The 25,519-nt window shown below is 71.6% G+C and carries 22 protein-coding genes and 1 pseudogene; 14 read left to right on the top strand and 9 right to left on the bottom strand.

Going from position 1 to position 25,519, the window contains the following annotated elements:
• Positions 1 to 4 precede the first annotated feature (4 nt).
• The 3 genes from AB0300_RS10290 to AB0300_RS10280 are packed head-to-tail and all read left to right on the top strand — an operon-like array spanning position 5 to position 2,258.
• Entirely contained in the window at positions 5 to 667 is a 663-nt protein-coding gene (locus AB0300_RS10290) for a sigma-70 family RNA polymerase sigma factor (protein ID WP_025103063.1), read from the top strand.
• Positions 664 to 909 carry a zf-HC2 domain-containing protein gene (locus tag AB0300_RS10285; protein WP_025103064.1) on the top strand — a complete coding sequence of 82 codons (246 nt, stop codon included), beginning with the start codon at positions 664 to 666 and terminating at the stop codon, positions 907 to 909. Before AB0300_RS10290 ends, AB0300_RS10285 begins: the two co-directional genes overlap by 4 nt.
• Before the next feature lie 47 nt (positions 910 to 956).
• Entirely contained in the window at positions 957 to 2,258 is a 1,302-nt protein-coding gene (locus tag AB0300_RS10280; protein ID WP_366215949.1) for a GNAT family N-acetyltransferase, read from the top strand.
• Positions 2,259 to 2,320: 62 nt separating this feature from the next.
• Here the strand turns inward: AB0300_RS10280 and AB0300_RS10275 are convergent, their stop codons facing one another.
• Positions 2,321 to 6,004: a multifunctional oxoglutarate decarboxylase/oxoglutarate dehydrogenase thiamine pyrophosphate-binding subunit/dihydrolipoyllysine-residue succinyltransferase subunit gene (locus tag AB0300_RS10275; RefSeq protein ID WP_025103066.1), complete on the bottom strand. Its 3,684-nt coding sequence runs from the start codon at positions 6,002 to 6,004 to the stop codon at positions 2,321 to 2,323.
• Positions 6,005 to 6,165: 161 nt separating this feature from the next.
• On the opposite strand from AB0300_RS10275, the gene AB0300_RS10270 reads away from it, so the two are divergent.
• From AB0300_RS10270 to AB0300_RS10260, 3 genes are all read left to right on the top strand, one after another.
• Positions 6,166 to 7,620, top strand: a complete 1,455-nt coding sequence (locus AB0300_RS10270; protein ID WP_249522071.1) for a GuaB1 family IMP dehydrogenase-related protein — start codon at positions 6,166 to 6,168, stop codon at positions 7,618 to 7,620.
• Positions 7,621 to 7,733: 113 nt separating this feature from the next.
• On the top strand, positions 7,734 to 9,053 hold the full coding sequence (locus tag AB0300_RS10265; protein ID WP_085607187.1) for a hemolysin family protein: 1,320 nt from the start codon (positions 7,734 to 7,736) through the stop codon (positions 9,051 to 9,053).
• Entirely contained in the window at positions 9,050 to 10,111 is a 1,062-nt protein-coding gene (locus AB0300_RS10260; RefSeq protein WP_025103069.1) for a hemolysin family protein, read from the top strand. The genes AB0300_RS10265 and AB0300_RS10260 overlap by 4 nt, the downstream gene beginning before the upstream one ends.
• A 59-nt stretch (positions 10,112 to 10,170) precedes the next feature.
• Here AB0300_RS10260 and AB0300_RS10255 read toward each other — a convergent pair.
• A pseudogene (locus tag AB0300_RS10255) lies at positions 10,171 to 11,237 on the bottom strand (NADH:flavin oxidoreductase/NADH oxidase).
• Between the two features lie 56 nt (positions 11,238 to 11,293).
• On the opposite strand from AB0300_RS10255, the gene AB0300_RS10250 reads away from it, so the two are divergent.
• The 5 genes from AB0300_RS10250 to AB0300_RS10230 are packed head-to-tail and all read left to right on the top strand — an operon-like array spanning position 11,294 to position 15,550.
• On the top strand, positions 11,294 to 12,124 hold the full coding sequence (locus tag AB0300_RS10250; protein ID WP_366215948.1) for an NAD(P)H-hydrate dehydratase: 831 nt from the start codon (positions 11,294 to 11,296) through the stop codon (positions 12,122 to 12,124).
• Positions 12,121 to 13,359, top strand: coding sequence for a hypothetical protein (locus tag AB0300_RS10245; protein WP_366215947.1), 1,239 nt, complete (start codon positions 12,121 to 12,123; stop codon positions 13,357 to 13,359). Before AB0300_RS10250 ends, AB0300_RS10245 begins: the two co-directional genes overlap by 4 nt.
• Before the next feature lie 4 nt (positions 13,360 to 13,363).
• Positions 13,364 to 13,696 carry a thiamine-binding protein gene (locus AB0300_RS10240; protein ID WP_085607193.1) on the top strand — a complete coding sequence of 111 codons (333 nt, stop codon included), beginning with the start codon at positions 13,364 to 13,366 and terminating at the stop codon, positions 13,694 to 13,696.
• 9 nt (positions 13,697 to 13,705) lie between these two features.
• A complete protein-coding gene (locus AB0300_RS10235; protein WP_366215946.1) occupies positions 13,706 to 14,935 on the top strand; it encodes an MFS transporter in 1,230 nt (409 codons plus the stop codon).
• A gap of 9 nt (positions 14,936 to 14,944) precedes the next feature.
• On the top strand, positions 14,945 to 15,550 hold the full coding sequence (locus tag AB0300_RS10230; protein WP_085607197.1) for an NUDIX domain-containing protein: 606 nt from the start codon (positions 14,945 to 14,947) through the stop codon (positions 15,548 to 15,550).
• Positions 15,551 to 15,556: 6 nt separating this feature from the next.
• Here the strand turns inward: AB0300_RS10230 and AB0300_RS10225 are convergent, their stop codons facing one another.
• On the bottom strand, positions 15,557 to 16,762 hold the full coding sequence (locus AB0300_RS10225; RefSeq protein ID WP_101846422.1) for a homoserine O-acetyltransferase: 1,206 nt from the start codon (positions 16,760 to 16,762) through the stop codon (positions 15,557 to 15,559).
• A gap of 105 nt (positions 16,763 to 16,867) precedes the next feature.
• Complete coding sequence (locus AB0300_RS10220) at positions 16,868 to 18,190, bottom strand: bifunctional o-acetylhomoserine/o-acetylserine sulfhydrylase (RefSeq protein WP_025103077.1); 1,323 nt, start codon at positions 18,188 to 18,190, stop codon at positions 16,868 to 16,870.
• Positions 18,191 to 18,350: 160 nt separating this feature from the next.
• On the opposite strand from AB0300_RS10220, the gene AB0300_RS10215 reads away from it, so the two are divergent.
• The 3 genes from AB0300_RS10215 to AB0300_RS10205 are packed head-to-tail and all read left to right on the top strand — an operon-like array spanning position 18,351 to position 20,468.
• Positions 18,351 to 19,133, top strand: coding sequence for an SDR family oxidoreductase (locus AB0300_RS10215; protein WP_172400126.1), 783 nt, complete (start codon positions 18,351 to 18,353; stop codon positions 19,131 to 19,133).
• Positions 19,130 to 19,849 carry a uracil-DNA glycosylase gene (locus AB0300_RS10210; RefSeq protein WP_126893892.1) on the top strand — a complete coding sequence of 240 codons (720 nt, stop codon included), beginning with the start codon at positions 19,130 to 19,132 and terminating at the stop codon, positions 19,847 to 19,849. Before AB0300_RS10215 ends, AB0300_RS10210 begins: the two co-directional genes overlap by 4 nt.
• 4 nt (positions 19,850 to 19,853) lie before the next feature.
• Positions 19,854 to 20,468, top strand: coding sequence for a GNAT family N-acetyltransferase (locus tag AB0300_RS10205; RefSeq protein ID WP_025103080.1), 615 nt, complete (start codon positions 19,854 to 19,856; stop codon positions 20,466 to 20,468).
• 87 nt (positions 20,469 to 20,555) lie between these two features.
• Here the strand turns inward: AB0300_RS10205 and AB0300_RS10200 are convergent, their stop codons facing one another.
• Genes AB0300_RS10200 through AB0300_RS10180 form a run of 5 tightly spaced genes read right to left on the bottom strand, consistent with a single transcriptional unit; the run spans position 20,556 to position 25,479 of the window.
• Positions 20,556 to 21,344 carry an ABC transporter ATP-binding protein gene (locus AB0300_RS10200; protein WP_126893893.1) on the bottom strand — a complete coding sequence of 263 codons (789 nt, stop codon included), beginning with the start codon at positions 21,342 to 21,344 and terminating at the stop codon, positions 20,556 to 20,558.
• Positions 21,341 to 22,132 (bottom strand): ABC transporter ATP-binding protein, encoded by a 792-nt coding sequence (locus AB0300_RS10195; RefSeq protein WP_126893894.1) that lies wholly within the window; start codon positions 22,130 to 22,132, stop codon positions 21,341 to 21,343. Before AB0300_RS10195 ends, AB0300_RS10200 begins: the two co-directional genes overlap by 4 nt.
• Complete coding sequence (locus AB0300_RS10190) at positions 22,129 to 22,998, bottom strand: ABC transporter permease (RefSeq protein WP_126893895.1); 870 nt, start codon at positions 22,996 to 22,998, stop codon at positions 22,129 to 22,131. Before AB0300_RS10190 ends, AB0300_RS10195 begins: the two co-directional genes overlap by 4 nt.
• Positions 22,995 to 23,945, bottom strand: coding sequence for an ABC transporter permease (locus tag AB0300_RS10185; protein ID WP_071328318.1), 951 nt, complete (start codon positions 23,943 to 23,945; stop codon positions 22,995 to 22,997). Before AB0300_RS10185 ends, AB0300_RS10190 begins: the two co-directional genes overlap by 4 nt.
• A 16-nt stretch (positions 23,946 to 23,961) precedes the next feature.
• Positions 23,962 to 25,479 carry an ABC transporter substrate-binding protein gene (locus tag AB0300_RS10180; protein WP_085607211.1) on the bottom strand — a complete coding sequence of 506 codons (1,518 nt, stop codon included), beginning with the start codon at positions 25,477 to 25,479 and terminating at the stop codon, positions 23,962 to 23,964.
• Positions 25,480 to 25,519: the final 40 nt, after the last annotated feature.

The raw sequence follows: 25,519 nt of genomic DNA, 5'->3' as shown, positions 1-25,519 counted from the left end.
GAGGATGCCTGCGACGCTGGAACGCGAGGTGATCGACCTCAGCCGCCTAGACTGGCCGGTGATGGACGACACCGCAACCGCAGCCACCGTCGGCGACCCTCGGCGCGAGTTCGAGGAGCAGGCGCTCCCCTTCATGGACCAGCTCTACGCCGCCGCGATGCGCATGACGCGCAATCCCGCTGACGCTGCCGATCTCGTGCAGGAGACCTTCGTCAAGGCCTACGGCTCGTGGTCGACGTTCGCGCAGGGCACGAATCTCAAGGCGTGGCTGTACCGCATCCTCACCAACACGTACATCAACATCTACCGCAAGCGGCAGCGCGAGCCCTTCCAGGGCACCATCGACGAGCTCGAGGACTGGCAGCTCGGCGGCGCGGAGTCGACCACCGCTTCGCACAGCCGGTCGGCCGAGGCGGAAGCCATCGACCGCATGCCGGCGTCGGTCGTGAAGGACGCGCTGCAGGCGGTTCCGGAGGACTTCCGGCTCGCGGTGTACCTCGCCGACGTCGAGGGCTTCGCGTACCAGGAGATCGCCGACATCATGAAGACCCCCATCGGCACCGTGATGAGCCGTCTGCACCGTGGCAGGCGGATGCTGCGGGAGCTGCTGGCCGACTACGCCGCGGAGCGGGGAATCGCCGCGGCTGACCCGAGGAGCAAGAAATGAGCGACTGCGGCTGCGACAAGGCCCGTCAGGATCTGGAGGAGTACCTCCGCAACGAGGTGTGCAAGACCGAGCACGCCGAGATCCGCGAGCACCTGGAGAACTGCCCGGCGTGCCGGGACGAGGCTCTGGTGGCGACGACCCTCACCGAGGTCATCGCCCGCGCCTGCAAGGAGACCGCTCCGGAGGAGCTGCGCGACCAGGTGTTCGCCCGGCTCCGCGAGGTCCAGGCCGCGCAGCACTGAGCGCCCCCGGGGCGCGGAGCGTCGGAGACCGCCCGTAGGCTGTGTGCATGGCCCTCATCGATGCGCGCGGGATCCCCGCTGACCAGACGTCCGTCGACCGCCTCGCGGGGGAGGGCCTCGAGTACCGGGTCCTCGATACGACGGATTCGACGCGCGTCGCCGCCTTCCAGCGGGCGATGGCCCGCGGGTTCCTCGGCGCCGACCCCTCGGAGGCGGCTCGTGAGGAGGGCGTGGGCACGCTGAGGAGCCGGCGCAACATCGGCGTCTACGAGCCCGACGCCCCGGCCGACCGCTTCCCGGTGGCGACCATCGACTCCTGGGTGACGCCGCTGACGATCCCCGGCGGCGAGATCGGGATGTGGGCGATCAGCGGGGTCACCGTAGCCGGCACGCACCGCCGCCGTGGCATCGCGCGCGCCCTGCTGGAGGGCGAGCTGCGCGCCGCCGTCGATGCCGGCCTCCCCGTCGCGGGCCTCACGGTGTCCGAGGCGACGATCTACGGCCGGTACGGCTTCGGCTCCGCCGTCCCCGTGGCGCGGTTCACCGTGGACGTGCGCCGCGCCGGCTGGGCGGGCCCCGTCCCGGCCGGCCGCGTGGAGTACCTCGAGCGCGAGGAGCTCGCCGAGGCGCTGGCGGAGGCGCACGAGCGCGCCCGTACCGCGCGGTCCGGTCAGGTCCCGGGGTGGGCGGCCCGCTGGGCGGGCATCAGCGGGCTCGCGACCACCGACACCGACCGGGATCGGGTGCGTGGCGTCCGCTATCGCGACGAGTCCGGTCAGGTGCGCGGCGTGATGGCCTTCCACCTCAGCGAGCGCGGCGGCACGTTCCGGTTCGCAGCGCACGTGCGCCTGCTCGTCGGCGAGACGGCGGAAGCGACGGCTGCGCTGTGGCGGTTCGCGCTGCAGCACGACCTCGTCGACGAGGTGACCGCCGATCTCCGACCGCTCGACGACGCCCTGCCGTGGCTGGTCGCGGACCCGCGCGGCGTCACCCAGGAGGTGCACGACCACGGTTGGCTCCGCGTCCTGGACGTCCCCGCCGCGCTCACGGCCCGGACCTACGCCGCGCCCCTGGACACCGTGCTCCGTATCGAGGACCCCCTGGGATTCGCCGCGGGCACCTGGCGCCTGCGCGTCGACGCGGAGGGGCGAGCGCACATCGAGGACGCTCCGGGCGCCCAGGCGGACCTCGTCCTCGACGTCTCCGCGCTCTCGTCGATCTACGCCGGCAGCATCCGCGTCGCCGCGCTGCACGGAGCGGGCCGGATCACGGGCCCGGTGGACGCCGTCGAGGCACTGGACCGTGCGTTCGTCGCCTTCCCGGCGCCCTCCCTCGACATCTGGTACTGACCCACGGACCGAGAAGGGCGCCCCGGCCGAAGCCGGGGCGCCCTTCGTCGTCAGAGAGGCGGTCAGCCCAGGGTGACCGCCGCGCGGATGAGCGCGGCCTGCTCGGTCGCGTGCACCTTGGACGATCCCGTCGCCGGCGAGGCCGACGCCGGACGCGAGACCGGGCGGAACGAGCGGTCGCCGGGGACGTCCGCGAAGGCCAAAGCCAGGAACGGCCAGGCGCCCTGGTTCTCCGGCTCCTCCTGCACCCACACGAGCTCGGCGTTCGGGTACGAGTCGGTGATCTTCTTCAGCTCGTCGATGGGCGTCGGGTAGAGCTGCTCCAGACGCACCAGGGCGATCTCCGGGTTCGGGTTCTTCTCCAGCTCGGCGCGGAGGTCCCAGTGCACCTTGCCGCTGTGCACGAGCACGCGCTTCACGGCGGAACGGTCGAGACCGCGGTCGTCGTCGAGGACCGGCTCGAAGCGGCCCCCGGTGAACGCCTCCACCGGGCTCGTCGCGCCGCGCAGACGCAGCATGGCCTTCGGCGTGAACACGATGAGCGGCTTGCGCGGGCGGGCGTAGGCCTGCCGGCGCAGCAGGTGGAAGTGCGACGCCGGGGTCGATGGACGGGCCACGATCATGTTGTCCTGCGCGCACAGCTGCAGGAACCGCTCGATGCGTGCGGAGGAGTGGTCCGGTCCCTGGCCCTCGTAGCCGTGGGGGAGCAGGAGCGTGACGCTGGACTGCTGACCCCACTTCTGCTCCGCGGCGGAGATGTACTCGTCGATGACCGACTGGGCGCCGTTGACGAAGTCGCCGAACTGCGCCTCCCACAGGACCAGGGCCTCCGGCGCCTCCACGGAGTAGCCGTACTCGAAGCCGAGCGCGGCGTACTCGCTGAGGAGGGAGTCGTAGACGAAGAAGCGGCCCTGCGCGTCGGACAGGTTCGACAGCGGCAGCCACTCCTGGCCGTTCGCACGGTCGTGGAGCGCCGCGTGCCGCTGCACGAAGGTCCCGCGTCGCGAGTCCTGGCCGGCGAGGCGCACCGGGGTGCCCTCGACCAGGAGCGAGCCGAAGGCGAGCAGCTCGCCGAAGCCCCAGTCGATGTTCCCGTTGCGGCTCATGTCCAGGCGCTTCTCCAGCAGCTGCTGGATCTTCGGGTGCACCGTGAAGCCCTCGGGCTTGTTCACGAACGCGTCGCCGATGAGGCGGATGACCTCGGCGGGGACACCGGTGACCTCGGGGGCTCCGACCTGGTCCTCGACCTGCGGGGCCTCCTCGGGGGCGATCGGGGTCGCGCCGGTCTCGGCGGCGTGCGTCTCGGCGAAGGCGATCTCCAGACGGTTCTGGAAGTCGGCCTTGGCCTCGTCGTACTCCTCCTCGGTGATGTCGCCGCGACCGACGAGGGACTCCGTGTACAGGCGGCGGACGGAGCGCTTCGCCTGGATGAGGTCGGTCATCAGCGGCTGCGTCATCGAGGGGTCGTCGCCCTCGTTGTGCCCGCGTCGGCGGTAGCAGACGAGGTCGATCACGACGTCGCGGTGGAAGCGCTCGCGGTACTCGAACGCGAGCTGCGCGACGTGGATGACGGCCTCGGGGTCGTCGCCGTTCACGTGGAAGACCGGCGCCTGGATCGTCTTGGCGACGTCGGTGGCGTAGACCGAGGTGCGGGCGTCGCTCGGCGTCGTGGTGAAGCCGACCTGGTTGTTGACGACCACATGGATCGTGCCGCCCGTGCGGTAGCCGCGCAGCTGCGACATCTGCAGGGTCTCGACGACGACGCCCTGGCCGGCGAAGGCCGCGTCGCCGTGGACGAGGATGGGCAGCCAGGCGAAGGTGCCGATGGGCTTGCGGTCCTGCTTGGCGCGGACGATGCCCTCCAGCACGCCGTCGACCGTCTCCAGGTGGGAGGGGTTGGCGGCGAGGTACACCGGCAGCGCGGAGCCGTCGTCGGCGACGAACGTGCCCTCGGTGCCCAGGTGGTATTTCACGTCGCCCGAGCCGCGCTGGTTGCCGGGGGTCTGCGTGCCCTCGAACTCGCGGAAGACCTGGCCGTACGTCTTGCCGGCGATGTTGGTGAGCACGTTCAGGCGGCCGCGGTGGGCCATGCCGATCGCGGCGCCCTCCAGACCGGCCGTGGCCGCGCCCTGGAGGATCTCGTCGAGGAGGGGGATCAGCGACTCGCCGCCCTCGAGCGAGAAGCGCTTCTGGCCGACGAACTTCGTCTGCAGGAAGGTCTCGAAGGCCTCGGCCTCGTTGAGCTTGCGCAGCACGCGCAGCTGCTCGTCATGGCCGGGCTTCTGGTACTTGACCTCGACCTTCTCCTGGAACCAGCGGCGCTGCTCCGGGTCCTGGATGTGCATGTACTCGATGCCGAGAGTGCGGCAGTACGAGTCGCGCAGCACGCCGAGGATGTCGCGGAGCTTGGCGACGCGGCGTCCGCCGAACCCGCCCGTGACGAACTCGCGGTCGAGGTCCCAGAAGGTCAGGCCGTGGCTCTCGATCTCCAGGTCGGGGTGCGAGCGCTGACGGTACTCGAGCGGGTCGATGTCGGCCATGAGGTGGCCGCGCACGCGGAAGGAGTTGATGAGCTCCTGCACGCGCGACTGCTTGTCGACGCGCTCGGCGAGGTCGACCGCGATGTCGGGGTTCCAGCGGATGGGCGCGTACGGGATGCGCAGCGCCGCGAAGATGTCGTCGTAGAAGCCCCGCTGCCCGATGAGCAGCTCGTGCACCTTCTTCAGGAACTCGCCGGAGCCGGCGCCCTGGATGACGCGGTGGTCGTAGGTGCTCGTGAGCGTGATGGTCTTGCCGATCGCGAGCTCGTTGAGCGTCTTGTCGCTCGCGCCCTGGAACTCGGCGGGGTACTCGAGGGCGCCGGCGCCGATGATGCAGCCCTGGCCCTTCATGAGACGCGGGACCGAGTGCACCGTGCCGATGCCGCCCGGGTTGGTGAGCGAGACCGTGGTGCCCTGGAAGTCGGCGGCGGTGAGCTTGTTGGCGCGGGCGCGGGTGACGAGGTCCTCATAGGCGGCGAGGTACTCGGTGAAGGTCATGGTGTCGGCACGCTTGATGCTCGGGACCATGAGGGCGCGGGTGCCGTCCGGCTTGGGCAGGTCGATCGCGATGCCGAGGTTGACGTGCGCCGGGGCCACGACGGAGGGCTTGCCGTCGATCTCGGCGTAGAAGACGTTCTGGCTGCGGAACTCGTCGAGGGTGCGGATGAGCGCCCAGCCGATGAGGTGGGTGAAGCTGACCTTGCCGCCGCGCGTGCGGGCCATGTGGTTGTTGATGACGATGCGGTTGTCGATCATCAGCTTGGCCGGGACCGTGCGGACGCTCGTCGCGGTGGGGACGGTGAGCGATTCGTCCATGTTCGCGGCGAGGGTCTTCGGCAGACCGCGCAGCGGGGTGACCTTGTCCTCTTCGGACGGCTGCTGCGTCTCCTTGGACTCCTGCTTCGGCTTCGGCGCCTGGGCGGGGATCGGCGCGGCCGCCGCCGGCTTCGCGGTGGTGCGGGCGACGGGCTGTGCTCCGATCACGGGGATGGGAGCGGTCACGGGGTGCGCCGGGGCCGCGGTCGCGGCGGGAGCGGCAGCGCCTCCGGCGGCCGTGGTCTCGGAGTGGTACTTCTCCAGAATGGGCCACCACTCCTTGTCGACCGAGTCGCGGTTCTCCTTGAACTGCTCGTAGAGCTCTTCGACGAGCCAGGAATTGGCTCCGAACCCCCCGTCGCCACCGACGCCGGTCACCTGGTTCGACACGCTCTATCGCCCTCTTTCATCGCTGAAGATCTCCGATGCGGACGCACGACGCAGGATGCGCTCGGGCCCGCACACTCTCGACCACCAAGCCTAACCTGTTTCGACCGAGGAGACGTCGAACAGCACGACCCGTGGCGCGCCGATCTGGGTACCGTGGAGACATGGAGTTCTCAGGTGCGCAGCCGACCGTCGATCTGACCTACTCGGACGTCTTCCTGGTGCCGCGCCGCTCGGCCGTCACCAGTCGCCTCCAGGTCGATCTCGCTCCGCACGACGGCACCCCGGCGACGCTGCCGCTCGTCGCCGCGAACATGAACTCGGTGACCGGGCCGCGGATCGCCGCCGTGCTCGCGCGTCGAGGGGCGCTGGGCGTGCTGCCGCAGGACCTCCCGCTCCAGGAGCTCGACGCCGCGATCCGCGACGTGAAGGGGCAGCCGGTGCTCTGGGACACGCCGCTCGTGCTGCCCCCGGAGGCGACCGTCGCCGACGCCCTCCGCCTGCTCCCCGCCGCCCCCGGCCACGGCATCGTCGTGGCCTCCGGCGCGGCGCCGATCCCCGTCGACCGCATCGTCGGGGTGCTCCCGGCCACCCGTCTCGCGACCGCGCTGCCCGACGCGCAGCTCGGCGACCTCGTGCACCGGGGCACGCCGTCCATCGACGCGGACGACATCGGCTCCGAACGGCACGCCTTCGACGTCATCACCGAGGCGGACGTCGAGGTCGTCACGGTCGTCCACCACGGCCACCTCGTCGGGACGCTGAGCGCCCGCAGCGCCCTCCGCGCCACGCTGTACCGGCCGGCCGTGGACGCCGGCGGGCGCCTCGCCGTCGCCGCGGCGGTCGGCATCAACGGCGACGTCGGGGCGAAAGCGAAGGCGCTCGCGGCGGCCGGGGTGGACGTGCTCGTCGTCGACACCGCGCACGGCCACCAGGAGGGCATGCTCCGGGCGCTGCAGGAGGTCGCGTCCCTCGGGCTCGGGCTCCCCATCGTCGCGGGGAACATCGTCACCGCGGACGGCGTGCGGGATCTCGTCGACGCGGGCGCCTCGATCCTCAAGGTCGGCGTCGGACCAGGGGCGATGTGCACGACGCGGATGATGACGGCGGTCGGTCGTCCCCAGTTCTCCGCGGTGCTGGAGACCGCGCAGGCCGCCGCCGAGGCCGGAGCGCATGTCTGGGCCGACGGCGGGGTGCGCTACCCGCGGGACGTCGCCCTCGCGCTCGCTGCCGGTGCGGCCTCCGTCATGGTCGGCTCCTGGTTCGCCGGGACGATCGAGGCCCCGGGCGAGCTCCAGCGCGACACGGACGGTCGTCTGTTCAAGGAGTCGTGGGGGATGGCCTCGACCAAGGCCGTGCAGGCGCGGTTCGGTCGGCTCGACGCCTACGAGCGCGCGCGCAAGGAGCTGTTCGCCGAGGGCATCTCCTCCTCCAGGATCTACCTCGACCCGCTGCGCCCGGGCATCGAGGACCTGCTCGACATGATCACGTCGGGCGTGCGGTCGTCCTTCACCTACGCCGGGGCCGCGACCGTGCCGGAGTTCCACGACCGCGCTCTCGTCGGACTGCAGTCGGCGGCGGGCTACGAGGAGGGCAAGGCGCTGCCGGTCAGTTGGTGATCACCTGCCGCGACCACAGTCCGCTTCTGTAGAATCGAGCGCACTATGGACGACCCTCCCAGTTGCCGAACATCGCCCCACCGTCCCGTTCTCTCCCCGGAGAGGAAGATCTGATGGACTACATCATGTTGGGCGTGGGGCTTCTGCTCACGGTCGGCACCGGCCTCTTCGTCGCGAGCGAGTTCGCCCTCGTGAACCTCGACCGCGCGGATCTGGAAGCGCGGCAGGCGCGAGGCGAGTCCCGCCTCTCGCTGACGATCAGCGCCCTGCGGCACACCTCGACGCATCTCTCCTCCGCACAGCTCGGCATCACGCTGACCACGCTGCTGACCGGATACACGATGGAACCGGCGCTGTCCAACCTCCTGCGCCCCACGCTGGTTGCCTGGAACATCCCGGAAGCTGCCGTCGCTCCCATCGCGACCGTGGTGGCGATGTTCGTCGCGACGGTGCTCTCGATGATCCTCGGCGAGCTCGTCCCGAAGAACTTCGCGCTGGCGCTGCCCCTGGCCACGGCGAAGCTCGTCGTCCCGTTCCAGATCGCCTTCACGACCGTGTTCAAGCCGGCGGTGGTCGTGCTCAACGGCAGCGCCAACGGGGTGCTGCGCAGCATGGGCATCGAGCCCAAGGAGGAGCTCTCCGGCGCCCGTAGCGCGGAGGAGCTCTCCTCCCTCGTGCGACGGTCGGCGAGCGCGGGAGTGCTGGAGGCCGACACCGCGACGCTGCTGGACCGCACGCTCACTTTCTCGCGGCTCACCGCGGCCGACGTCATGACGGCGCGCCCGAGCATGCACGCGATCGCCGCCGGCGACTCGGTCGACGACGTGATCCAGCTGGCGCGGCGCACCGGCCACAGCCGCTTCCCGGTCTTCGACGAGGACCTCGACGACATCACCGGCGTCGTGCATCTCAAGGCCGCCATCTCGGTGCCGCGGGAGCGCCGGGCAGAGGTGCCCGTCGGTGCTCTCGCGACCGATCCGCTGCGCGTGCCGGAGACCGCCCACGTCGACGCGCTGATCTCCGACCTCCGCGGTCGCGGATATCAGCTCGCGGTCGTCGTGGACGAGTACGGCGGGACGGCGGGGATCGTGACGCTGGAGGACCTCGTGGAGGAGCTGGTCGGCGAGGTGTCCGACGAGCACGACCGGACGAGGGCCGGCATCATCCGCAACCGCGACGGGGTGACCTTCCCCGGCGAGCTGCGTCCGGACGAGCTGCGCAGCCGCGCAGGCGTCGAGGTGCCGGAGGGCGATGTGTACGACACGGTCGGCGGCTACGTCATGAGCGTCCTCGAGCGGGTGCCGGTCGTCGGCGACGAGGTGCCCCTGGAGAGCGGCACGCTGCAGGTGGTCCGCATGGACGGCCGCCGCGTGGATCGGGTGCGCTACGTCCCGAGACCGGATGCCGTCGTCATCGAGGGGGTGTCCCTGTGAGCGATTGGGGAGGCCTCGCCTGGCTCGTCGTCCTGCTGGCGGCGAACGCGTTCTTCGTCGGCGCCGAATTCGCGGTGATCTCCGCGCGGCGCTCCCAGATCGAGCCGAAGGCGGAGCGCGGGTCGCGCCCGGCCAAGACGGCGCTGTACGCCATGGAGCACGCGACGCTCATGCTCGCGACCTCGCAGCTCGGCATCACGATCTGCTCGCTGCTCATCCTGAACGTGTCCGAGCCCGCCATCCACCATCTGCTCGCCGTGCCGCTGCACGCGCTGGGCTGGTCGGACGGCGCGGTGGACGTCGTGTCGTTCACGATCGCGCTGCTCATCGTGTCGTTCCTGCACGTCGTGTTCGGCGAGATGGTGCCGAAGAACCTCGCGTTCTCGATTCCGGACCGGGCCGTGCTGCTGCTGGCGACGCCGCTGGTGTGGGTGTCGAAGGTCTTCATGCCGGTGATCTGGCTGCTGAACGCGGCGGCGAACGGCGTGCTGCGCCTCTTCCGGGTGGAGCCGAAGAACGAGGCGGCGTCGACGTTCACCCTCGATGAGGTCGCGACCATCGTCAACCAGTCGCGCCGCGAGGGCGTGCTCATGGACACCGCGGGCACGGTGACGGCCGCGGTCGAGTTCACCGACAAGAAGGCGCGCGACGTGGCCGTTCCGCTGAGCGACCTCGTCACGCTGCCGCAGACGACCACGCCCGACGACATCGAGAAGGCGGTGGCCCGCTACGGGTTCTCGCGCTACGTGATCGTCGACGACGAGGACGTCCCGATCGGCTACGTCCACCTCAAGGACATCCTGCGGGCCTCGGAGGGCCCGGATGCCGAGGCCAAGGTGCTCGAGCCGATCCCCGGCAAGCGCATCCACCACATGGTGCCCGTGCAGGAAGACACCGATCTGGAGGACGCGCTCGCCGTCATGCGACGGGCGGGTCGCCACCTCGCCAAGGTCCGCGACGCCCGCGGGGAGACCACGGCCGTGCTGTTCCTGGAGGACATCCTCGAGGAGCTCGTCGGCGAGGTGCAGGACGCGACCCGTCGCGTCCGCGGCCACTGACATCCGGATACGCGAAGGCCGCCGGCTCCCTCGGGGACCGGCGGCCGTCGTCGTGGGCGTCAGCGCCAGTGCGCCCGCTCGTACTGCGGCGGCCAGGCGACCTCGTCGCCCAGCTCGTGCGCGGCCCGGAGCGCGAAGTGCGGGTCGCGCAGCCACTCCCGTCCGGCGAAGATCGCGTCGGCCGCCCCGTCGGCGAGCACCTGCTCGGCCTGGGCGGCGGCGGTGATGAGGCCCACGGCCGACACCGGGATCCGCCCGCCCTGGCGGACGGTCTCGGCCAGCGGGACCTGGTAGCCGGGGGAGACGCTGATGCGCTGGTGCGCGACGAGGCCGCCGCTGGAGACGTCGATGAGGTCGGCGCCGCGCGCGGTCGCCCAGCCGCCGACCGTCGCCGCCTCCTCGGGCGTGAACCCGCCCTCGGCGTGATCCGTCGCCGAGATCCGGACGAAGACCGGCACACCCTCGCCGGCTGCCTCGCGCACCGCGTCCACGACGCGCAGCAGCGCCGGGCCCGGTTCTCCAGCGAGCCGCCGTACTCGTCCTCGCGGAGGTTCGACAGCGGCGACAGGAACTGGTGCAGGAGGTAGCCGTGAGCACCGTGGATCTCGATGACATCGAAGCCCGCCTCGAGCGCCCGACGGGTCGCCGCGGCGAACCCGTCGACCACGCGGTCGATGCCCTCCGCGTCCAGCGCGACCGGCGCGGCGAACCCCTCGTATGCCACCGCGGACGGGGCGGTGGTCGTCCACCCGCCCGCGGCGGCGGGGACCGAGCCGCGCTCGTCGGCCCACGGCCACCAGGTGGAGGCCTTCCGCCCCGCGTGCGCGAGCTGGATGCCCGCGGCGGCGCCGCGGTCGTGGATCGCTCCGACGATCGGGGCGAGGGCGTCGCGCTGGGCGTCGTCCCACAGCCCGAGGTCGCGCGGGGAGATGCGCCCCTCCGGCACGACGGCCGTGGCCTCGGCCACGACGAGCCCGGCGCCGCCCGAGGCGAACTGCGCGAGGTGGGTGTGGTGCCACTCCTGCGCCACGCCGTCGACGGCGCTGTACATGCACATGGGGGAGACCCAGAGGCGGTTGCGGAACGTGGTGGACCGGATGGTCAGCGGGGAGAAGAGAAGACTCACCGTTCGACGGTACCGCCGACGCGGACGGGACAGGGCCGTCGGGCTAACGTGGAGTCATGAGCGACGTGCGCGAGTGGTCCCGCAGCGACGCGGCGCGGTTCTTCCGCGCGCCGACCGCCGAGGACGACAAGTATTCGCGGGGCGTCGTGGGCATCCGCACCGGATCGGCCGCCTACCCCGGCGCCGCGGTGCTGGGCGTCGAGGCCGCGTGGCGGGCCGGTGTCGGTTTCGTCCGCTACGTCGGCGCGCCGTCGGCGGTGGCGGCGGTGCTCGCCCGACGCCCGGAGACCGTCGGCGGGCCGGACGCCGGACGCACGCGGATCGGCGCCTGGGTGATCGGGTCCGGGACCGATCCGGACGACCGGAGCACGGCGGAGGCGCAGGCGCTGCGGGAGATCGTCGACGGCGACGTCCCCGTGGTCATCGACGCCGGAGCGCTCGATCTGGCGCCGACCGCCCGCGCCCCGTTCGTCGCCACGCCGCACGGCCGGGAGTTCGCGCGGCTGCGCGAGCGCGTCGGCATCGACGGGGCCTCGGACGATCTCGCGCACGTCCGCGACGTGTCCGCCGCGATCGACGGCGTGGTGCTGCGCAAGGGCGCGCGCACCGTCCTCGCGGCACCCGACGGCACTGTCATCGCCGTGGAGGCGGGGACCGGGTGGCTCGCGACGGCCGGGACGGGGGACGTGCTGGCGGGAATCGTCGCCGCCGTGATCGCCGCGAATCCGGGCAGCGCGCTCGTCGAGTCCGCCGCGGCGGCCGTCTGGCTGCACGGGCACGCCGCCCGCCTCGCCGCCGCGGCGACCGCGGGTGCGAGCGGTCATCCGATCGTGGCGCTCGACGTCGCGGAGGCGCTGCCCCGCGCGGTCGCGGACCTCCTGTCGTGAGGACCACGGCCCGGGGGAGCGTGCTCGCGCTGTGGATCGCCTTCCTCCTCGTCCACGTCCTCACCGCATGGCTGGGCTGGGTCTACCCGAGCCAGCCCATGGGGGACGTCGTCCTGGTCTACGAGCCCTGGGCGACGGCCGCGTGGAGCGGCGGGGAGATCGTGGGCGTCACGGAGTCCTGGGTGTATCCGCAGCTCGCGCTCCTGCCGATGATGCTCGCGGCCGTGCTCGCCGCCCCATTCCTCCCGCTGCTCGGCGTCTCCGGCGCCTACCTGATCGGCTGGGCGCTGCTGGTCACGGTGCTCGACGCCGTCGCGTTCGCCGTCCTCGTCGGGCGCGGACACGTGCGGTCGCGGCGCACCGCCGCGTGGTTCTGGTGCGCCGCGCTGCTGCTCCTCGGACCCATCGCGCTGTACCGCATCGATGCCGTCACCGTGCCGATCGCCGTCGTGGCCGGCCTCTGGCTGGTGACCCGCCCGACCATCGCCGCGGCGCTGCTGGCCATCGGCGCCTGGATCAAGGTCTGGCCCGGAGCGCTGCTCCTCGCGGCGGTCGTGGCCGGGAGGGCGCGGCTGCGGATGCTCCTGGCCGCCGCGGTCGTCACCGCCGGTGTGGTGGTGGTGCTCCTGCTGCTCGGCGCCGACACCGAGATCCTCGGCGTCCTCACCGCGCAGACGGGCCGGGGACTCCAGATCGAGGCGGTCGCCGCGACCCCGTTCCTCTGGATGGCCGTGACGGGGGCCGCCCGCATCGAGTACAGCTACGACATCCTCACCTTCCAGATCGTCGCGCCGGGCGCGGAGGCCCTCGCGACGATCCTCACCCCGCTCCTGGTGCTCGCCGCCGCCGTCGTCACCGTCGTCGGCGGGGTCAAGGCCGCCCGCGGCGCGTCGTTCGCGCGACTCTTCCCGCCGCTGGCCCTGCTCCTGGTGACGGTGCTCATCGCCCTGAACAAGGTCGGCTCGCCGCAGTTCCAGACCTGGCTGCTCGCCCCCGTGATCCTGTGGCTCGTGCTCGACCGCCGCCGGGCGCGCACCGCCGCCGCCCTCGTGCTCGCGCTGTGCCTGCTCACCTGTCTCGTGTATCCGCTGAGCTATGACGGGCTGCTGCGTGCCGAAGCCGCCCCCGTCCTGCTGCTCACGATGCGCAACGCCCTGCTCGTCGTCCTCGCCGCCGTGAGCGCCGTCGCGCTCGCGCGGGTCCCCGCCGTCCGTCGTCCCCGAACCCAGGAGTGAACCCATGCTGATCGCCTTCTCCGTCGCCCCCAGCGGCACGCCCGCCGATGGTGCCGAGCGCCCCGATGCCTCCGTGCACGACGCGGTCGCCGCGGCCGTGCGCGTCGTCCGCGCGTCGGGCCTCCCGCACCGCACGACGAGCATGTTCACCGAGATCGAGGGGCCCGACTGGGACACCGTCATGGACGTGGTCAAGCGCGCGACCGAGGCGGTGATGCCGTTCGGCTCCCGGGTGTCGCTCGTCCTCAAGGCGGACATCCGCCCCGGGTACACGGGAGAGCTCGACGCCAAGGTCGAGCGCCTGGAGGCGGCGATCGAGGAGTCCGACGACCGGTAAGCTGAACCGGTGAATCCCTCGACACCTTCGAGGGGTGCGGCGAAGTGGGCGCTCCTCTCCCTCGCCATCGGCAGTTTCGGCATCGGCATGACCGAGTTCGTGGTCATGGGCCTGCTGCCGAACATCGCCGCCGACCTCCTCCCGTCCGTCTGGGCGTCGAGCCAGGAGGAGGCACTGAGCCAGGCCGGCTGGCTGATCTCGCTGTACGCACTCGGCGTGGTCATCGGCGCCCCGACCATCGCCGGCTTCGTCGCCCGCTATCCGCGGCATCGGGTGATGATCGTGCTCGCCCTCGCGCTGACCGTCTTCAACGCCCTCACCGTGGTGCTGCCGACGTTCGAGCTCGTCGGGGTCTCGCGCTTCCTCGCCGGGCTCCCGCACGGCGCCTACTTCGGCATCGGCGCGCTGGTCGCCGCCGACGTGATGGGGCCGGGAAACCGTGCCAAGGGCGTCGCGTTCATCCTCACCGGTCTCACGGTCGCCAATGTCGTCGGCGTGCCGCTGGGCACCTTCCTCGGCCAGGAGTGGGGCTGGCGGGCCGCCTTCGCGGTCGTCGCGCTCGTCTTCGCAGTCGCCACCGTCTTCATCGCGCTGTTCGTGCCCGCGCACCCGGGGAACCCCGGACGCACGATGCGAGCGGAGCTCGGGGTGTTCCGCATCGGTCAGGTCTGGTTCACGCTCGGCGTCGGGGCGATCGGCTTCGGCGGGTTCTTCGCCGTCTACAGCTACATCGCCCCGCTCGTGACGGAGGTGGCCGGATCGCCGGACTGGGTCGTGCCGATCGTGCTCGTGCTCATGGGGCTCGGCATGACGGGCGGAAACCTCGTCGGCGGTCATCTGGCCGACATCGACCTCCGCCGGACGCTGCTGCTGGGCCTCGCCGCGATGGCCGTCGTGTTCGCCCTCCTCGCCGTGCTCTCGTTCTGGATCGTGAGCCTGAGCCTCGTGGTCGTCCTCGTCGGGTTCGTCTCGTCCGTGCTCAGCCCGACGATCCAGACGCGGTTGATGGACGTGGCCGGCGACAACCAGTCCATCGCGGCGGCCATGAACCACTCCGCCCTGAACATCGGCAACAGCCTCGGCGCCTTCCTCGGCGGCATCGTGATCGCGGTCGGCTGGGGCTACACGGCACCGGCGTGGACCGGGGCGGTGCTCGCGGTGGCCGGACTCCTCATCGCCCTGGTGTCGTACCGCGTGGAGGCACGGCGGGTCGCGCAGACGCCGGTCCTCGCGTCGTAGAGTGACGGGGTGACCGCTCCCGACGACGACCTCCCGCTCGCCGGAACCGTCGTGCTGCTGCGCCCGAGTCCCGGGGGCTTCGAGGTGCTGCTGCTGCGCCGTCCGTCGCGCGGCTCCTTCGCGGACGCCTGGGTGTTCCCCGGGGGGAAGGTCGAGCCGGAGGATCGGCGGGCGGGCGCGGCGGACGTCGAGGACGCGCGCCGGGCCGCCGCCCGGGAGACCGCGGAGGAGGTCGGACTCGTCGTCGACGACCTGGTGCCTCTGTCGGAGTGGCGCCCGCCCGCGGAGGCGCCCGTGCGGATCCGCACCTGGTTCTTCCTCGCCCTCGCGCCGGACGTCGAGCCGTCGCCTGCCGCCGACGAGGTCGTCGAGCTCGCCTGGGTGTCACCGGACACGGCCTTCGAGCGGCACGCGGCGGGGGAGTGGCGGCTCTTCCCGCCCACCTGGCTCACGCTGCACCGGCTCTCCGCCTTCACCGACGTCGAGGCCGCGCTGGCCTCCGGCGGGGCGGTCGAGCTGTTCCAGACGGAGGTGCGCGACGGGGGCCGGGCGTTCGGCTGGGCGCAGGGGACCCTCCACGCCCACACCCTGCCGTGGCGGTTCGACCCGGCCTGACGCGGGTCAGGCGTCGAGCAGGCGCCGCAGGTGCGTGCCGACGGCCTCGGTCTCGATGAGGAACCCGTCGTGGCCGAAGTCGCTCGTGAGCACCACCGCCTCGCCGTCGAGCACGTTCCGGATGCTCCGGGCGATCCGCTGCTGACCGTCGACGGGGAAGAGGCGGTCGCTGTCGATGCCGAGGACGAGGGTCGTCGCGGTCACCGCCTTCAGGGCCTCCTCCACGCCGCCGCGGCCCCGGCCGACGTCGTGCGAGTTCATGGCCTCGACGAGGGTGATGTAGCTGTTGGCGTCGAAGCGGCGCGTGAACTTGTTCCCGTGGAAGTCGAGGTAGGACTCCACGGCGAACCGTCCGCCATGGCCGAGCGGCGATACGTCCGACTGCCAGGAGCGCTGGAAGCGCTGGTTGAGCTCGATCGGGCTGCGGTAGTTCAGCAGCGCCATGCGGCGGGCGAGGGCCAGGCCGCGGTGCGGGCCGTCGCCGTCCGCGAGGTCGTAGTACTCGCCGCCCTGGAAGCGCGGGTCCATGCGGATGGTCTCGAGCTGCACGGTGTTGAGCGCGATCTGGTCGGCGGTGGTGACCGGAGGCGAGGAGAGCACGGCGAGGCGCTGCACGCGGTCCGGCTGCGCCACGGCCCACTCGAGCGCATGCATGCCGCCCATCGAGCCGCCGATCACCGCCGCCCAGCTGTCGATGCCGAGCGCGTCGGCCAGGCGCACCTGCGCGGCCACCTGGTCGCGGATGGTGAGGTAGGGGAAGCGCGACGCCCACTCGTAGCCGTCCGGGGCGATGCTCGCGGGGCCGGTCGATCCCTGGCAGCCGCCGAGCATGTTCGGCGCGATCACGAACCACTCGTCGGTGTCGAGGGGCGCACCGGGGCCGACGACGTCCTCCCACCAGCCGGCGGTCGGGTGGCCGGCACCGGCCTCTCCGCGCACGTGGCTGTCCCCGGTGAGGGCGTGCAGGACGAGCACGGCGTTGTCGCGTGCGGCGTTGAGCTCCCCCCAGCTCTCGTACGCGAGGCGGATGCCGGGGAGCCGGGCTCCGCTCTCCGTGTCGAAGGCGCCGAACGCGGCGAACCGGCGGCCGCCGACGGGGTCGCCGTCGCGCCAGGCGCCGGTGGCCGGTGGCCGGGCACGGAGCAGCCGGACGTCGGCCTCCGTCACCGGTGCCGACGGCACCGTGTCCTCGGAGGTCGTCTGCCAGTCCATGTCTCCATTCTCGCCTGGCCGGTCGGTCCCGGCCCGCAGGTTACGACACCGGGGACGACGAAGGCCCCGGACCGTGCGGTCCGGGGCCTTCGCGGAGGCATGCGCTCAGGCGCGTGCGGCCTCGGAGACGGCGCGCGCGGCGGCGAGCGCCTGGTCGAGATCGGCCTTGAGGTCCTCGATGTTCTCGAGTCCCACGGACAGGCGCACGAGGCCGGGGGTCACGCCCGCGGTGAGCTGCTGCTCCGGGGTGAGCTGGGCGTGCGTCGTGGAGGCCGGGTGGATGACGAGCGAGCGCACGTCGCCGATGTTGGCGAGGTGGCTGAACAGGGAGAGGCTGTTGACGAACTCGCGTCCGGCCTCGACACCGCCCTTGAGCTCGAACGACAGCACGGCGCCGACACCCTTCGGGGCGTACTCGTTCGCCTTGGCGTACCAGGGCGAGGACGGCAGGCCGGAGTAATTGACCGCGGCCACGTCGTCGCGGCTGTCCAGCCACTCGGCGATCTCCTGAGCGTTCTGCACGTGGCGCTCGATGCGCAGCGACAGCGTCTCGACACCCTGGATGAGGTTCCACGCGCTCTGCGGGGCGATGGCCGAGCCGAGGTCGCGGAGCAGCTGGACCCGGGCCTTGATGATGTAGGCGAGCGGGTCGCCGACCGCGGCCGTGTAGCTGGCGCCGTGGTACGACGGGTCCGGCTCGGTGAGTCCGGGGAACTTCTCGACGTTCTCCGACCACGCGAAGGAGCCGCCGTCGATCACGACGCCGCCGATCGTGGTGCCGTGGCCGCCGAGGAACTTCGTGATCGAGTGGACGACGATGTCGGCGCCGTGCTCGAACGGACGGATGAGGTACGGGGTGGCGATCGTGTTGTCGACGATCAGCGGGACGCCGTTCTCGTGCGCGATGTCGGCGACCGTGCGGATGTCGAGCACGTTGATCTGCGGGTTGCCGATGGTCTCCGCGAAGAACAGCTTCGTGTTCGGGCGGACGGCGCGACGCCACTCCTCCGGGTCGTCCTGGTTCTCGACGAAGGTGACCTCGATGCCGAGCTTGGCGAGGGTGTACTTGAAGAGGTTGTAGGTGCCGCCGTAGATCGAGCTCGACGCGACGAAGTGGTCGCCGGCCTGCGCGATGTTGAGGATCGCGAAGGTCGAGGCGGCCTGGCCGCTGGAGAGGACGAGGGCGCCGGTGCCCCCTTCGAGCGCGGCGAGGCGCTGCTCCAGGACGTCCTGGGTCGGGTTCTGGATGCGGGTGTAGATGTTGCCGAACTCGGCGAGCGCGAAGAGGTTCGCGGCGTGGTCGGCGCTGTCGAACACGTAGGACGTGGTCTGGTAGATCGGCGTCGCCCTGGCCTTGGTGACGGGGTCGGGGGCGGCGCCCGAGTGGATCTGCTTGGTCTCGAAACGCCAGGTCTCGGGTGCGGACATGTGTTCCCCCTGGAACGGTCGGAAGGTCGGATGGGCTGGTGCCCTTGCAGCGAGAGTACGGAATATCGGTCCGTGTCAACAACGACCGGGAAATGTGACGTAACACGGCGAGGGGGCCGGGAACGGGCGGAACCCGCGCGGACATCGTACGGTGGAGGACATGGCCAACAGACGTGCAGTGGTGACAGGTGCGAGTTCCGGGATCGGTCAGGCGACGGTGCGGGTGCTGCGGTCGCGCGGGTGGGACGTCGTCGGCGTCGCGCGCCGTGCCGACCGGCTCGCCGCGCTGTCCGCGGAGACGGGGGCGTCGACCATCGCCTGCGATCTGACCGACGACGCGGCGGTGGCGGCGCTCCTCGGGGAGCTCGAGCGCACCGGACCCGTGCACGCCCTCGTCCAGGTCGCCGGTGGCGCGCGGGGGACCGACCGCGTCGAGGATGCCGCGCTCGCCGACTGGCAGTGGATGTACGACGCGAACGTCCTCGCGACCCAGCGCCTCGTCGCCGGATTGCTCCCGATGCTCCGTCGCACCGCGGACGTGGACGGCCATGCCGACCTCCTGTTCGTGACCTCGACGGCCGCGCAGACCGCCTACCCGGGCGGCGCGGGCTACAACGCGGCGAAGGCGGCCGAGGCGATGCTCGTCCGTGCGCTGCGTCAGGAGCTGAACGGCGAGCCGCTCCGGGTGGCCGAGGTCGCTCCCGGGATGGTGCACACGGAGGAGTTCACGCTGAACCGGCTTGGGGGCGACGCCGTCGCCGCGGAGGCCGTGTACTCCGGGGTCGAGGCGCCCCTTCGCGCCGAGGACGTGGCGGACGTGATCGCCTACGCTCTGGACGCTCCCGCCCACGTGAACCTCGACCTCGTCACGATGCGGCCCGTCGCCCAGTCGGCGCAGCACCTGCTCGCGCGAGGCCCGCTGCGGGTCCGGCCCGTCGAGTGAGCGGAGGACGCACCCTCGCGGAGCTCGCCGACGAGGGACTGATCGACGCGGGATGGGCGGAGGCGCTGGCCCCGGTGCAGGACACCATCACGGCGCTCGGGGAGCGGCTGCGCGCCGAGCAGGCGGCCGGTCACGGATACCTTCCCGCGGGGCCGAACGTGCTGCGCGCCTTCCAGCGTCCACTCGCCGACGTGCGTGTGCTCATCACGGGCCAGGACCCCTATCCGACCCCCGGGCACCCGATCGGGCTGTCGTTCGCCGTGGACCGCGATGTGCGGCCCCTGCCGCGGAGCCTGACGAACATCTACAAGGAGCGGGAGGCCGACCTCGGCCTCCCGCCCGCACCGCACGGAGACCTCACCGCGTGGAGCGATCAGGGCGTGCTGCTGCTCAACCGCGTCCTGACGGTGCGCCCCGGAGCGGCCGCCTCCCACCGCGGCTGGGGATGGGAGCAGGTGACGGAGCTCGCGATCCGCACCCTCGTGGCCCGGGAGCAGCCGCTCGTCGCGATCCTCTGGGGGCGTGACGCGGTGAACCTCCAGCCCCTCCTCGGCGACACCCCCGTGATCGCCTCGGCGCATCCGTCCCCTCTCTCCGCGAGCCGTGGCTTCTTCGGCTCCCGGCCCTTCTCCCGCGCGAACGCGCTCCTGGAGGGGCTCGGCAGTGCTCCGGTGGACTGGAGGGTGGAGGGCGAGGGGTCCGGCTCTCTAAGCTGAGCGCATGCAGTTCGAGCCGGGCGACCGCCGCCGCGTTCTCCCGCGTCATCTGCGACCGGCGACCGCGCCGGACACGTTCTCCTACGTCATCAGACCGGCACGCGCGGCGGATCTGCCGCACGTGCGGGAGATCTACAACCACTTCGTCAGCAATTCGGCCGTCACCCTGGACGAGCGCCGCAGCAGCATCCCGTACTGGCGGGACAAGTTCACCCTGCTGGAGCGGCTCGGGCTGCCGTTCCTCGTGGCGGTGTCGCCCTCCGGCGCCATCCTCGGGTATGCGCTCGCGCAGCCGTGGGCGGGCAAGAACGCGTACCGGTACACGGTCGAGGACTCGATCTACCTCGGTCCCGGCGCGGCCGGCAAGGGTCTCGGGTCGGCCCTTCTGCAGGCGCTGATCGCCGCGTGCGAGCAGCGGGGGCTCCGGGAGATGGTCGCCGTCATCAGCGACCAGGGTGCGGAGGCCTCGATCCGGCTGCACGAGAAGCTGGGGTTCGTGGAGGCCGGTCGCATGGGGCGCGTCGGCCATAAGTTCGGCCGCGACCTCGGCACCGTCTACCTGCGCCGGGTACTCCGCCCGTCCCGCCCTCGCCGTCGCCTCTCGCTCTTCCCGCGCTGACCCCTCGCCCCACCCCCTTGCGTGCCTCCCACCCCGTTGCGGGCGCACGCAAAGGGCCGGGGTGGCCGCAAAGGGGTGGGTCGGCGATCAGGCGTCGGGGATGACGGGGATCGCGGAGAGCAGGGTGCGGGTGTAGTCGGCGGTCGGGTGGAGCAGCACGTCGCGCGTCGGACCGCGCTCGACGATGCGGCCGTCCTTCATGACGACGACCGTGTCGCAGAGGTTCTGCACCACGCCGATGTCGTGCGACACGAGCAGCAGCGTGAGCTCGTCGGCGACTCGGAGTTCCGCGAGGAGCTCGAGGATCTGTGCGCGCACCGTGACGTCCAGCGCCGATAGCGGCTCGTCGCCCACGAGGATCCGCGGACGATGGACGAGCGCGCGGGCGAGAGCGATCCGCTGCCGCTGCCCGCCGGAGAACTCGTGCGGATAGCGATCGCCCATCTCCGGGTCCAGGCCGACCCGGGCGATGACCTCGCGCACCCGTGCCCGATGGTCGCCGTCGATGCCGAGGGCCCACAACGGCTCCCGCACGATCTGCCCCGCCGTCATCCGAGGGTCGAGGGAGGCGTAGGGATCCTGGAAGACGAGACCCGTCTGCCGGCGCAACCAGTGCAGAGATCGCGCGGAGGCGCCGGCGTCGACGATCCGGCCGTCCACCGACACGGTGCCCGCGGACGGTCGGTCGAGGCCCAGCAGGAGTCGCACGAGCGTCGACTTCCCCGAGCCGGACTCGCCGATGATCCCCAGGGAGGCGCCCTCGGGCACGTCGAGGTCGGTCGGCTGGAGCGCCGTCTGCCGCCGCGTGCGCTCGAACGCCGTCCGCTTCGGCACGACGAAGTCCCGTCGCAGCCCGCGCGCTTCGATGAGGCTCATGCCTCTCCTCCCTCGGGCCGCCACAGCGTCGCGGTCGCGTCCCGCAGCAGCCCCTGCGTGACAGGAGAGGTCGGCGCGGTCAGCAGCCGTGACACCGGTGCGCTTTCGACGACCCGACCGTGCTCCAGCACGACGCCCTCGGTCGCAACCTGGGACAGCACCGCGAGGTCGTGCGTGATGAACAGGAGCGACATGCCCTCGTCGGCGACGAGCCCGAGCAGCAGCGACAGGATCTCGGCCTGGATCGTCACGTCGAGGGCCGTCGTGGGCTCGTCCGCGATCAGCAGCCGCGGACGGCAGGCGAGGGCCATCGCGATCGCGACGCGCTGCCGCTGGCCGCCGGAGAGCTGGTGCGGATACCGGTCGACGATGGTCTCCGGGTCGGGGAGTCGCACGCGGGCGGCTTCCGCGATCGCCCGGTCACGGGCCTCGCGCCGGCCCAGGCCTTCGTGGATGCGGATGGACTCCGCGATCTGGCGGCCGACCGTCCGGATCGGGTTGAGCGCCGTCCGGGGTTCCTGGAACACGATGCCGATGTCGTCGCCGCGCAGCCGGGCGAGTTCACGGTCCGGCATCCCGATCAGCTCGGTGCCGTCCCACCGGATGCTCCCGCGTGCCGTCGCCCCCTCCGGCAGCAGCCCGAGCACGGCGAGCGCCGTGAGGGACTTGCCGGAGCCCGACTCGCCGATCACCCCGAGGCGGGTGCCGTCGGGGACCTGGAGCGAGACGCCGTCGACCACGCGGCGTCCGTCGATCTCGATGACGAGATCCTCGACCGTCAGACTCATGCGACCACCGCCGGTGTGTGCGTCTCGGCGGCACGGTGCCGCAGGGTGGGGTCCGTGGCTTCGCGGAGCCCGTCGCCGAGCAGGTTGAGGGCGAGCACGGTCAGGGTGATCGTGAGCCCGGGCCAGATCACGGTGAGAGGGTGCACGCCGATGTAGCGCTGGAGATCCGCGAGCAGCAGCCCCCAGCTCGGTTCGACGACCGAGGCCCCGAAGCCGAGGTACGACAGGCCGGCCTCCGCGAGGACGGCCACGGCCATCGACCACGAGAGCTGCACGATGAACACCGGAGCCACGTTCGGGAGGAGATGACGGACGAGGCTCTGCGCGGGGGTGAGGCCGGACGCGCGCGCGGCGAGCACGAAGTCGCTCTGCTGCACGCGGCGGAGCTCCGGCCGCGTGACCCGCGCGATGTTCACGCCGAACCCGATCCCCACCGCCCAGATCACGACCCAGAGCGATCCGCCCCACACCGACGAGATCATCATCGCGATCAGCAGCACGGGGAAGGCGATGAGGATGTCGACGAACACGGCGACCGTCTCCCGCACGAGCCGGGTGGTCAGGGCGCCGAGGGCGGCGAGGGCGATGCCGACGACGGTGGCCACGAGTCCCGCGCCGACACTGACGAAGACCGTGGTCCGCGCGCCCGCCATGAGCAGGCTCAGGATGTCGCGTCCCGTGTCGTCCGTCCCGAGCAGGTGCGGCCAGCCCGGCGGCAGCCAGCGGTCGCCGATGTTCGAGGCCCGCGGGTCGAACGGCGTCCAGAAGAGGGACACGACGGCCGCCAGGGCGACGATGGCGATGACGATCAGTCCGAAGCGGCCGGTCGAGGTCCGCCAGAGCCGAGGGAACCAGCGCGCGCTCATGCGGCCTCCCGCTGTCGAGGGTCGATCGCCCGGTGCAGCAGATCCACGAGGAAACCGACCACCAGCACGAAGCCGGTCAGCACGAGCAGCTCGCTCTGCACCTTGACGAGGTCGCGGGTGCCGACGTCGGTCACGAGCATGCGGCCGATGCCCGGAAGCGTGAACAGCTGCTCGATCACGACCGAGCCGACGATGATCCCGGCGACCTGGAGGCCGAGGACCGTGATGATGGAGAGCCCGACCGCCGGGATGCCGTGCTGGATGAGGGCGCGGGTCTTCGTCAGACCCTTGGCGGCCGCGGTGCGGACGAAGTCCTGTCCGGCGGCCTGCAGGGTCGCGCTGCGCACGAAGCGCATCAGCATGGCGCCCTCGACGATGCCGATCGTGAGGGCGGGCAGCAGCAGCGCCTCGATCGCTCTGCCCGGTGTCGACCACCCGGTGCGGGGGAAGCCCTGGGGCGGCAGCCAGCCGAGCCACACGGAGAACACGACGATCAGCATCATGCCCGCCCAGACGACGGGGACGGCCGCGAGAGCCTGCGCGCCCACGCTGAGCGCCGTGCCGTCGCGGTGGCCGCGACGCAGGGCGGCGAGGATCCCGAACGGCACGGCGATGAGCACGGCGATCACCAGCGACATGATCCCGAGCGGAACCGTGACCTGTGCCTTCAGCAGCAGCTCCTCGCCGACGGAGGCGCCGGACAGCAGCGACGTGCCCAGGTCGCCGCGGAGGATGCCGCCGATCCAGTCGGCGTACTGCGCGAGCAGAGGCTGGTTCAGCCCCAGCGACTCCCGCAGCGCCTCGACCTCGGCGGGGGAGGCCTGGGTGCCGGCGATGAGCTGGGCCACGTCGCCGGGGAAGACGCGCAACGTGAGAAAGATGAGCGCGCTCGACACGAGGAGCCCTGCGATCAGCAGGGCTCCTCGGACGAGCGCGTAACGCAGCACGGAGCGTCGACCGTCGTCAGCTCGCGGCGGAGACGGTCACACCCGCGAGGTTGATGCGCGAGTTGATCGAGTCCTCCGGGAAGCCGCTGACGACCGGATTCACGGCGGTGATGGTCTGACCGTTGTAGAGCCAGTCCGCCGCGTGGTCCTCGGAGACGATCCGGGCCGCCTCGGCGAGGAGCTTCGCGGAGGCCTCGGGATCGACCTCGGCCAGCGCCTGCGTGTAGAGGTCCTGCACCTCGGCGTTGTCGTAGCCGAAGTAGTAGTCCGGGTTGGCGAAGTTGCCGAAGTCCCGCGGCTCGACATGCAGGACGAAGCTGAGGTCGTAGTCCTTGTTGGTGTACACGTCCTCGAGCCAGGTCGGGAACTCCACGGAGTCGACCTCGAGGTTCACACCCACCTTGTCGAAGTCCGAGATGAGCACCTTCGGGACAGTGGTTCCGTAGAACGACGGGATCGTCAGAGTGAGGTCGAGGTCCTCCTGGCCTGCCTCGGCGAGCAGCTCCTTGGCCCGCTCGGGGTCGTAGGAGATGACGTCGGAGAGGTCCTCGTAGCCGGGGTCGAGCTCGGGGATGGGGCCGTACAGCGGGGTACCGGCGCCGACGGCCTCGATGAGCGCCTCATGGTCGATCGCCAGGCGCAGGGCCTCGCGCACGCGCACGTCGTCCAGCGGCGCCTTCTTGTTGTTGAAGGCGAGCGTGGCCTTGTCGGTCGTGCGGCCCGTCGTGAGCGTGAAGTCGCCCGAGTCCTCGAGCTGCGGAGCCAGGTTCGGGTCGACGGCGGTGAGCACGTCGACGTCGCCGGCGAGCGCCGCGTTCACCCCCGCCGTGAAGTCGGGGATGTACTGGAACTCGACCTCGGCCACGCCGGCCGGCTCGCCCCAGTACTCGTCGTTGCGGGCGAAGGTGATCGTGCTGCCCTTGTTCCAGCGCGTGAGGGTGAACGGACCGGTGCCGTTCTCCGCGGTCTTCAGATCGGTGGTGTCGCCGTCCTTGAACACGAGCCCGGCGGGGCCGGTGAGGGCGAAGAGGAAGTTCTGGTTCGGCTCGGACAGCACGATCTCGACGGTCGTGTCGTCGGGAGCCGAGATCGAGGAGACGGACGCGAACTCCGCGTTGCCCTGCACCGTGTCATCGGTGCGGACGGTCTCGTAGGAGGAGACGACGTCGGCCGCCGTCAGGGGCGAGCCGTCGTGGAAGGTGATCCCGTCGTTGAGGGTGAAGGTGTACGTGAGGCCGTCGTCCGACACCTCGTACTCCGAGGCGAGCCGCTCCACGATCTCGTTCTCCTGGGTGCGGCTGACCAGTCCCTCGTAGATGTTGTCGATGAGGATCTGCTCCAGCGCGGCACCGCTGGTGTGCCGGATGTCGAGGTTGGTGGGCTCGAGCACGAGACCGACGTGCAGGGTGGCGTCGGGGTCGGGCTCGCCGCCCGTGGACGGGGCAGGCTCGGCGGAGCCGGAGCAGGCGCTGAGGATCACGGCGGTAGCCGCGAGCGCGGAGATCAGCGCGAGGCGTCGATGACGTCGGAACATGGGTGTTTCCTCTCGGTGCGGCAGGTGCTGTGTGCCGGTG

This window comes from Microbacterium sp. NPDC078814 (genome assembly GCF_040702645.1).
Taxonomy (GTDB): Bacteria; Actinomycetota; Actinomycetes; order Actinomycetales; family Microbacteriaceae; genus Microbacterium.
The sequence above is the reverse complement of the archived record's forward strand: the minus strand, read 5'-3'. Positions and strand labels throughout refer to the sequence as shown.